At 36.2% G+C, this 9,047-nt stretch carries 9 protein-coding genes; all 9 read left to right on the top strand.

From position 1 onward, the window contains the following. Nucleotides 1-176: 176 nt before the first annotated feature. The 9 genes from DW743_RS15770 (at nucleotide 177) to DW743_RS15735 (ending at nucleotide 9,029) form a co-directional block, all read left to right on the top strand. Complete coding sequence (locus tag DW743_RS15770; RefSeq protein ID WP_117762110.1) at nucleotides 177-1,514, top strand: virulence-associated E family protein; 1,338 nt, start codon at nucleotides 177-179, stop codon at nucleotides 1,512-1,514. 117 nt (nucleotides 1,515-1,631) lie between these two features. Further along, nucleotides 1,632-1,859, top strand: a complete 228-nt coding sequence (locus DW743_RS15765) for a DUF5348 domain-containing protein (protein ID WP_072446982.1) — start codon at nucleotides 1,632-1,634, stop codon at nucleotides 1,857-1,859. Nucleotides 1,860-2,101: 242 nt separating this feature from the next. Next, on the top strand, nucleotides 2,102-2,557 hold the full coding sequence (locus tag DW743_RS18545; RefSeq protein ID WP_226906405.1) for a plasmid recombination protein: 456 nt from the start codon (nucleotides 2,102-2,104) through the stop codon (nucleotides 2,555-2,557). Nucleotides 2,558-2,569: 12 nt separating this feature from the next. Further along, complete coding sequence (locus tag DW743_RS18540) at nucleotides 2,570-3,517, top strand: hypothetical protein (protein ID WP_226906404.1); 948 nt, start codon at nucleotides 2,570-2,572, stop codon at nucleotides 3,515-3,517. 4 nt (nucleotides 3,518-3,521) lie between these two features. Continuing rightward, complete coding sequence (locus DW743_RS15755) at nucleotides 3,522-3,896, top strand: TnpV protein (RefSeq protein WP_117762109.1); 375 nt, start codon at nucleotides 3,522-3,524, stop codon at nucleotides 3,894-3,896. A gap of 110 nt (nucleotides 3,897-4,006) precedes the next feature. Further along, a complete protein-coding gene (locus DW743_RS15750) occupies nucleotides 4,007-4,756 on the top strand; it encodes a TRM11 family SAM-dependent methyltransferase (protein ID WP_173829329.1) in 750 nt (249 codons plus the stop codon). A gap of 141 nt (nucleotides 4,757-4,897) precedes the next feature. After that, nucleotides 4,898-5,116: a helix-turn-helix domain-containing protein gene (locus tag DW743_RS15745; protein WP_008705144.1), complete on the top strand. Its 219-nt coding sequence runs from the start codon at nucleotides 4,898-4,900 to the stop codon at nucleotides 5,114-5,116. Then, nucleotides 5,116-7,035 carry a Dam family site-specific DNA-(adenine-N6)-methyltransferase gene (locus tag DW743_RS15740; RefSeq protein WP_117762107.1) on the top strand — a complete coding sequence of 640 codons (1,920 nt, stop codon included), beginning with the start codon at nucleotides 5,116-5,118 and terminating at the stop codon, nucleotides 7,033-7,035. Before DW743_RS15745 ends, DW743_RS15740 begins: the two co-directional genes overlap by 1 nt. After that, the gene (locus tag DW743_RS15735) at nucleotides 7,020-9,029 is read left to right on the top strand and encodes an AlwI family type II restriction endonuclease (protein WP_117762106.1); all 2,010 of its coding nucleotides are present in this window, start codon (nucleotides 7,020-7,022) and stop codon (nucleotides 9,027-9,029) included. Before DW743_RS15740 ends, DW743_RS15735 begins: the two co-directional genes overlap by 16 nt. Nucleotides 9,030-9,047: the final 18 nt, after the last annotated feature.

The raw sequence follows: 9,047 nt of genomic DNA, 5'->3' as shown, positions 1-9,047 counted from the left end.
AGTTTTATAAATGCTTACGATTTCTGCTCTTTGCTAAAGTTAATGACATTGTGAAAAATCAAGGTTTTAAAGGATTTAGAACAATAAAAAACAGGTAGTTTTTGACACTACCATGAAGAGAAGGGAGGTTGAAAAAATTGAAGAAAGAATTAACGAATATCAGCGAGAAGTCCTTGATGGAATTAGAAGATGTTGTGAACGAGGAAATGCTTACAACAGAAGATGTCAATAATATGTTGGAGCATACGGATAAAGGAAGAACAAAGCAGACAATTAGAAATTGTGTAACCGTACTTCAAAATGATCCGGTATTGGAAAAAGCGATTAAACGAAATGAACTTTCTGGAAGGATGGACATTGTAAAAGAGGTTCCCTGGGAGCGGAGGAATAACAGTCCTACGGTTACAGATACTGATGAAAATAATCTGAAGATGTATCTGGAAGAAAATTATGAACTGACAAGTGAGCGTGTGATCAAAGCAGGAATAGATATTGTTTCCAATGAAAATAAATATCACCCAATTAGGGATTATCTGGAGAGTCTGGTCTGGGACAGAATTCCAAGAATAGAAAATATGCTTCCACATTTTCTGGGAGCAGAAAAGAGCAAATATACAATCGGAGTAATGAAAATGCACATGCTGGCAGCGATTTCAAGAATTTATGAACCGGGAATAAAATATGATATTATGTTGTGTTTGGTTGGGAGTCAGGGAGCCGGAAAGTCCACATTTTTCAAATATCTAGCGATAAAAGAAGAATGGTTCAGCGACAATCTGGATCATTTGGATGATGAAAATATTTACAGAAAACTACAAAATCACTGGATTATCGAAATGGGAGAAATGAAGGCAACTATCACAGCAAAGAATATTGAACAGATAAAATCGTTTCTGAGCAGACAGAAAGAAACTTATAAAGTACCTTATGAAGTTCACCCGGAAGACAGACCGAGACAGTGTGTATTTTGCGGTACTTCAAATGATTTGAATTTCCTTCCGCTGGACAGAACCGGAAACAGAAGATTTGCTCCGGTGATGACAGATATGTCGAAAGCAGAAGTTCATATTCTGGACAATGAGGCAGAGAGCAAAGCCTATATCGAACAGGCCTGGGCAGAGGCAATGGTACTGTATCGACAGGGAAATGTGTTCTTAGGATTTACAAAGGAAATTGAGGAAGAGGCAAAGCGTCTGCAGAAAGAATTTATGCCGGAAGATACCAATGCCGGAATCATACAGGAATTTCTTGATGACTACGATGACGATTATGTATGTACAAGAATTCTATTCGATGAAGCGCTACATCGAACCGGAGAAATGAAACAGTGGGAAGGTAAAGAAATTGCCAATATTATGAAAAATGCAATTGAAGGCTGGAAACCACATGGTACACATCGATTCGGAAAGGAATATGGAATACAGCGGTCATGGAAACGGATGAAAGATTCGGTGAAGAAAGATAAAGACGGATTTATAGAAGTACCGGAACAGTTGGAAATACCGTTTGAGTAAAGATTATTGTAAACGATGTAAACGGAACTTGAAGAAAAAACTTAAAAAGTTAACTTTTAAAATCTTTTGAGCACCGTTTACAAATTCCGTTTACAAATTGGAAAGGAGAAGAAAATGATGAAACAGGGAAGATTAGGATACAACAGTAGTAATGGAAGATATGGATTATTATCATCAGACTTATGGATTGATACAGGATTTCACTGTGGAGAAGGGCTGGAAGTGCTGGTAGGTGATGAATGGGTACAGACCAGAATGGAGATGAATCTGGCAAGAGAATGGTATCTGGTGGGGACATCTTATTGTGGAGATCTGGAATATGTGCAGGCAAGGATACCTGGATAAATAGGTCTATGATCCGCTTCGGCTGGTGTAAAGCAGACGTCCACCGGACGTTATGCCCCCGGCAGGGCGCAAGGGGACTTTTGATGGACGATACGGCTGTCGAAAGTGCTTTTACGTTACTTTTGACAAAAGTAACAAAACCGCCGTATCCGGCGAAAGTTTCTTAAATATCGCCATGTCTGGCGTAAATAAAAATTATGTGCCATATCTGGCACTCAAACAGAAAAGAGGTGAGAAAATTTATGATGAAAAGAACAATCAGTGGCATGATCGGAGCCGGTTCACTGGCTCATAACAGACGGGATTTTGTAGCAGAAAATGTAGATCCGGACAGAGTACAACTGAACATTTGTTATAAGAATGAGAATCTGAAGGAAGTTTATAAAGAGCTGTTTAACGATGCGGTTGAGAGATACAATGTCGGGAAAAGAAAGGATCGGCAAATTGCAAATTATTATGAAAAAATCCGACAGGGCAAACAGGAGAAGTTGTTCCATGAAGTGATCTTTCAGATAGGAAATCGTGAGGATATGGCAGTGGGAACATCAGAAGGAAATCTGGCTGTAAAGATACTGGACGAATATGTGAAAGACTTCCAGAAGCGGAATCCGACACTTCGGGTATTTAGCTGCTATCTGCATCAGGACGAAGCTACTCCGCATCTGCATATTGACTTTGTTCCTTATGTGACCAACTGAAAGGGAAAAGGAATGGATACCAGAGTTTCACTGAAACAGGCATTGAAAAGTCTTGGATTTCAAGGTGGAAATAAGCATGATACAGAACTGAATCAGTGGATAAATCATGAAAAAGAAGTGCTGGCTGAAATCGCAAAACAGCATGGAATTGAATGGGAACAGAAAGGCACACATGAAGAACATCTGGATATTTACAATTTCAAGAAAAAAGAACGCAAAAAGGAAGTGCAGGAATTGGAACAGGAAAAAGAAAATCTGACAGTGGAGAATGAAGGATTGACTTCTCAGATTGCGGACGCAAGGACAGATATTAAGCTTTTGGAAGAAGAAAAAATTCAGTTCCAGAAAGATAAAGAAACAGCGGAAAGACGTGCTGAGAAAGCAGAAGCGGAATTGAAAAAACTGGAGGACAGAAGAGAATTCTTGCAACCAGTGATGGATAATGTCAGTAAGGAAATAAAAGAATATGGAATGATTAAAACATTTCTGCCGGAAGCTACAGCATTGGAACGTGCGATAACTTACCGGGATAAGAAAATAAAACCATTATTCATCGAAATGAAAAACAAAATCGGTGCGATGGCTGCACAGGTGAAAGAACTCACAAGAGAAAGAGATAGTTGGAAAAGTAAATTTCAGAAGAAAAAGCAAGAGCATGAAAAAACAAAAGAGGAACTGGCAGAAGTTCAGAAAGATTATCAGAAATTGTCTGGTGAGAAAGAAATACTGCAGGGAATTGCAGACAGGTATAACCGACTTTTACGCATGTTGGGGAAAGATATGGTAGAACGACTGGTGCAGGACGATATCCGGATGCAGACGGAACTTGAAGCGAAAAAACAGAAAGAGCAGATGCCGAAAAAAATAGGTGACCGTATACAATGGGCAAGAGAACGAAGTGAAGAACACAATGCAAAAATTAAGAAGAATAAAGCAAAGTACAGAGGAATGGAGTTGTAAGAATATGAAGAAACAGATTTATGATGAAAAGAACGAACTGAACTACACACTGCATGGAGATTATTATCTGCCAGACTTGGAAATCAATGAGGAAGAACCTACATATAGGAAGTATGGAATAATGCGAAAACAGTTTTTGAAGGAACACAGGAGTGCCAGGTATCAATATCTGGTACTGACCGGGAAACTGACGGAGCATTTAAATCAGGTTGATAAGGAAGTAAGAGAAAAAGTTGAGATATTGATGGAACAGATGGCTGAACAGTGGGGTGTGACGGAAGAATTGAAGATGCAGGATCAGATGGAATGGGTGCGGAGGCTGAATAATATTCAAGCAACTGCTGAAGAAATAGCATTGAAAGAAATAATATATTTATAATGCAAAAGGAATCTCTGTTCAAATATTTATTGATAATTAATATTTGAATGGAGATTTTTCATGGACAAATAAACAATGTGGAAGTATAATGAGCAAAAAAGAAGGGAGCGATTGTTATAAGAGAAACACCAGAAAGATTCAAATTAGAAGATACAACAATATGGTCTTTTCCTGAAAGAGGGAATTGGGCTACACATTCAGGAAAATACAGAGGGAACTGGTCTCCGTATATTCCTAGAAATATTATTTTGAGGTATTCAAAGAAAAAAGACTGGATACTAGATCAATTCTTAGGCAGTGGCACAACGTTAATCGAAGCAAAGTTATTAGGACGAAATGCAATTGGCGTTGATATAAATTCTGAGGCTGTCAAATTATCTAACAAAAATCTACATTTTACTTGTCAAGAAAAATCAAAAATATTCACCAAACAAGGAAATGCAAACAATTTATCATTTATAAAAGACGAAAGTATAGATCTTATCTGTACCCACCCACCATATGCTGATATTATACGGTATAGTAAAGAAATCCCAGGAGATATTTCTCATTTAAAATATAAGAATTTTTTGCAGGAACTGGAACAGGTTGCAAAAGAATCATATAGGGTACTAAAAAAGCAAGGAATATGTGCATTTATGATTGGAGATATACGGAAGAAAGGCTATGTTCTACCACTGGGCATGAATTCTATGCAAAAATTCGTTGATGCTGGATTTAAACTCAAAGAAATTGTTATAAAAGAGCAACATAATTGTCGTTCTACTGATTATTGGGAGGGAAAAGAAAGAAAATTCTTAATGCTGGCACATGAATATATTTTTATATTGGAGAAAGCAGACGATCATAATCCTATTTGAAAAGAAATAGTCTTTATTGAATAAAAACATATGTTTGTAAAAAAGTCTGCGATCGCTGAAATAAATGTTGATATGACTGAAATCACATGGTAGAATAACGGCATAGCAATATTTTAGAAAAAATGGTTTAGAGGTTAAAATATGGCGGTCAGTTATAAAAAATTATGGAAATTACTTATCGATAGAGATATGAAAAAGAAAGACTTATGTGAGGCTGCAGGTATCAGTCATGCTTCAGTGGCGAAACTCGGAAAAAATGAAAATGTTACAACAGATGTGCTGGTGAAAATTTGCACTGCCTTAAAATGTGATATTAGTGATATCATGGAAATAATAGAGATTGAAAGGGAAAAGGCGTGATGGAACAAGTTTTAAAGAAAGAAAAACAGATACAGGCAAAGCCTATTATGAAATGGGCCGGTGGGAAGACCCAGATGTTAGGGGATATCATGCCTAAAATTCCTCAGAAATATGGAAAATATATAGAGCCATTTATTGGTGGTGGTGCACTGTTTTTTGCATTAAGTCCGGATAAAGCAATAATCGCAGATAGTAATCCGGAATTGATTAACATGTATCGACAAGTCGCTGATAATGTAGAGGCTGTTATTTCATATCTAAAGAAATACAAAAATACTAAAGAAGATTTTTATGAAGTACGTTCGTTAGATTGGTTCAAATTGAAAAAAGAAGAAGCAGCAGCGAGAACGATTTATTTGAATAAAACATGTTTTAATGGTTTATATCGCGTCAATAAGAAGGGACAGTTTAATGTTCCGTTTGGTAAATATAAAGCTCCAAACTTTTGCGATGAAGAAGCTTTATTCGCTGCATCAGATGTGCTGAAAAAAGCAACTATAACATGTGGAGATTATTTGTCAGTATTGAAAGAATATGCAGAACCGGGAGATTTTATCTTTTTAGATCCCCCGTACTTGCCGATTTCAGAATATTCGGATTTTAAGAGATATACAAAAGAGCAATTTTACGAAGAAGATCATGTAGAATTAGCGAAAGAGGTCAAAAGATTACAGGAATTAGGTTGCCATGTAATATTGACCAATTCTAATCATCCATTGGTTCATGAGCTATACGCGGATTATAAGATTGAGGTTATCCAAACCAAAAGGTATATTTCTTGTAACGGAAGTAAAAGAAAAGGCGAGGATATTATAGTAGATATTTTGCCAAAACAAAAAACTATGTTAAAAATAGTTCCGAAACCTTTACCTGAACAGGTAATGAAATATCCAGCAACTAGATATATGGGCTCTAAAAGTAAATTATTGCCTCAAATTTGGGCGGTTGCTTCACAGTTCAATTTTGACTCAGTAGTGGATCTGTTTTCTGGATCTGGCATTGTCGGTTACATGTTTAAAGCGCAGGGAAAGACTGTAATTAGCAATGACTATATGGCAATGTCAGCAACCTTTACCAAGGCAATGGTAGAAAACAATAATGTTGTATTGCCATTGGACGAGGCGAAAAAATTGTTGATTGAAAAAAAAGAGTCTGATCATTTTGTAGAAGAGACATTTCGAGGCTTATATTATAAAGATGAGGAAAATAGGTTAATAGATATTTTGCGGACTAATATTGCTGCTATTAGAGATCAATATAAGAAAGCAATTGCAATGACAGCATTGATTAGAGCTTGTACAAAGAAAAGACCAAGAGGAATTTTTACATACACCGGAGATCGGTATAATGACGGAAGAAAAGATTTACAGAAATCTTTAGAACAGCAATTTTTGGAAGCGGTGGAAAGTATCAATAATGCAATTTTCGATAACGGTTGTGAAAATAAATCTAAACATGGCGACGCAATGGAAGTAAAAATTAAGCATCCTGATTTAGTATATATTGATCCACCGTATTATTCTCCATTGTCAGATAATGAATATGTACGTAGATATCATTTTGTCGAAGGTTTGGCACGAGATTGGAAAGGTGTCGAAATACAGGAAAATACAGTAACAAAGAAATTTAAGTCATATCCGACACCGTTTTCAACTAGAAAAGGTGCTGCAGATGCATTCGATAAGTTGTTTAAAAAGTTTTCCGACAGTATTTTGATTGTATCTTATTCTTCTAATAGTCAACCAACACAAGATGAAATGGTTGCACTTATGTCTAAATATAAAGAACATGTAGAGGTAGTTCCAATAGATTATACATATTCTTTTGGAAATCAGAAACATGCTAAGACAAATCGAAATAAGGTACAGGAATATTTATTTGTTGGATTTAACGGAGAAGATGTATGGAAGAAAAAATAGAAATTTGGCAAGTAGGGAACACTGGATTAAGAAATCCTAATAGAATACAAGAAGGATTTAAAGCATTTGCTAATTCGCCATATGTGGGGAATCTTCGAAAAGAAAATGAAATTGATTTTATGAATTTTTTAAATACTCAGGGAATTATTCAAAACGAAGATGGAAAAGATACATCCGGTAGTCATGCTCGAAAATGGCGATTAATGTTTTCAAAGAATGGATTTATTTATCCGCAAGTGAAAAAGAAAGATGGTAGTCAAGAAAAACTAGGTAAAGTGGACGATATAACACCATTTGGACGAAATTTTTTAAAGGCGGATACATATCCAGCAGTGCAGGAGTGTTATTTGAGAGCACAAAGTGTTGAACAATTTGCTATGCCAGACGGAAAGTCTTATTTTTCGCCATTGCGATGGATATTAGCAATCATGCTGGAGCTAGAGAGGAGAACAGGAAGTTCAGAGATTACTAGAATAGAGTTTGCATTATGGGGACATACAACAAATCCGAGTTATTCGGTTGAAGAGGTTGTGAATAATATTTTAGATTTGCGTGCACGTAGGAAACAAGCACCATCGAAACGTAAATTTGATAAAAAAGAAATTGAAGAACGTGGAAAGCACTATAATAAAAAAGCTAACAATTTTAAAGAATATAGTGACATGAACATGCGATATTTACGCATTTCAGGAATTTTACAACGAAAAGGAAGAGGAATGATTATTGTCCCGGCTAAACATATTTTGGCTGAAAAATTGGCAAAGTCGACATCAAATGAAGAACCAATAATGGTTCAGTACAAGAGATTATGCGAAGGTGCAGAATTACCAACGGATAATATGGATACCGCCAAGGCTTTATTAAATGATTTAATAAAGCAGATGAAGGGTAGACAAATTCTGTTTAACATTAATGATCTACCATTGAATACTGCAGCAGAAATCAATATTGCAAGAAGACGTTTAGAAAATATCTTATCTCAAACAGATGAAATCCAGTATGCGAAAGAACAATGTAATCAATGGCAGGAAATAGCAGATTATATGGAGTTATTGATTAAAGGTGGAGGAAAGCGTACATACGATGATGATAATGTTATTGAAGTACCAAAAGATGAGACTCCGGCATATTTGGAGTGGATTTTATGGAGAGCTTCTTTAGCTATTGATCACATGGTCAATAAACCTTATGAGGTAAGAGGATTTAAATTAGATTCTGATTTTCTTCCAGTATCTGCCGCTGGTGGAGGAAAAGGCGATCTATATTGCGAATTTAATGACTTTACAATCTTAACGGAAGTCACGATGTCTACGTCATCACGCCAAGAAGCAATGGAGGGCGAACCTGTAAGAAGGCATGTGTCGGATGCTGTCTTAAAATATGATAAGCCAGTATATGGAATGTTTATTGCTGTGAAAATAGATACCAATACGGCGGAAACATTTAGACATGGAATTTGGTACGCACGAGGAGATTTAAAGCAGAGATTGGACATTGTTCCACTAACATTAGCCCAGTATCGGGAATATTTTATGGCGATGTTTAGAACAGGTCACGCTAATCCAGAAAAACTACGAGAATTGATTTTGCTATGTGAAACCAGAAGAGATATTTTGAATGCACCGGGATGGAAGGCATATATAGGGAATACAGTTGATGAAAAAATAAAAAGAATGGAAAAAGGACCATTAGTAAGTAAAAGTAAAGAATTACCGATAGTGCCACCAGGAGCAAACATATGTCATCTGATATATGGCGAAGGACGAGTGGTTGCAATGGATGTGTATTTTCCCGAAGCAAAGGTGAAAGATAAAAAAATTCCATATTTAGTGGGGATTCCAGATGAAATTAGTTTGTATGCAGATGGAAAAACTATATTGCATGAAAGATATGGCGAAGGTATAATACGTGCATATGTGGTTGCTTTTCAAAATGAAATAATACCATTATGTTTTCCTAAAGTGTTTAGTGAGGGATGTGTAAAGATATTGTAAATGAAGGATAAAAAGTAT

Origin of the sequence: Blautia sp. AM28-27, assembly GCF_003480905.1 — a bacterium.
GTDB classification, from domain to species: Bacteria; Bacillota; Clostridia; order Lachnospirales; family Lachnospiraceae; genus Fusicatenibacter; species Fusicatenibacter saccharivorans.
The sequence above is the reverse complement of the archived record's forward strand: the minus strand, read 5'-3'. Positions and strand labels throughout refer to the sequence as shown.

What these genes read in the sequence shown, in the direction of transcription:
- DW743_RS15770 (WP_117762110.1), top strand. Translation starts at nt 177, where the DNA reads ATGGAATTAGAAGATGTTGTGAACGAGGAAATGCTTACAACAGAAGAT.
- DW743_RS15765 (WP_072446982.1), top strand. Translation starts at nt 1,632, where the DNA reads ATGAAACAGGGAAGATTAGGATACAACAGTAGTAATGGAAGATATGGA.
- DW743_RS18540 (WP_226906404.1), top strand. Translation starts at nt 2,570, where the DNA reads ATGGATACCAGAGTTTCACTGAAACAGGCATTGAAAAGTCTTGGATTT.
- DW743_RS15755 (WP_117762109.1), top strand. Translation starts at nt 3,522, where the DNA reads ATGAAGAAACAGATTTATGATGAAAAGAACGAACTGAACTACACACTG.
- DW743_RS15735 (WP_117762106.1), top strand. Translation starts at nt 7,020, where the DNA reads ATGGAAGAAAAAATAGAAATTTGGCAAGTAGGGAACACTGGATTAAGA.
- DW743_RS18545 (WP_226906405.1), top strand. Translation starts at nt 2,102, where the DNA reads ATGATGAAAAGAACAATCAGTGGCATGATCGGAGCCGGTTCACTGGCT.
- DW743_RS15740 (WP_117762107.1), top strand. Translation starts at nt 5,116, where the DNA reads ATGGAACAAGTTTTAAAGAAAGAAAAACAGATACAGGCAAAGCCTATT.
- DW743_RS15745 (WP_008705144.1), top strand. Translation starts at nt 4,898, where the DNA reads ATGGCGGTCAGTTATAAAAAATTATGGAAATTACTTATCGATAGAGAT.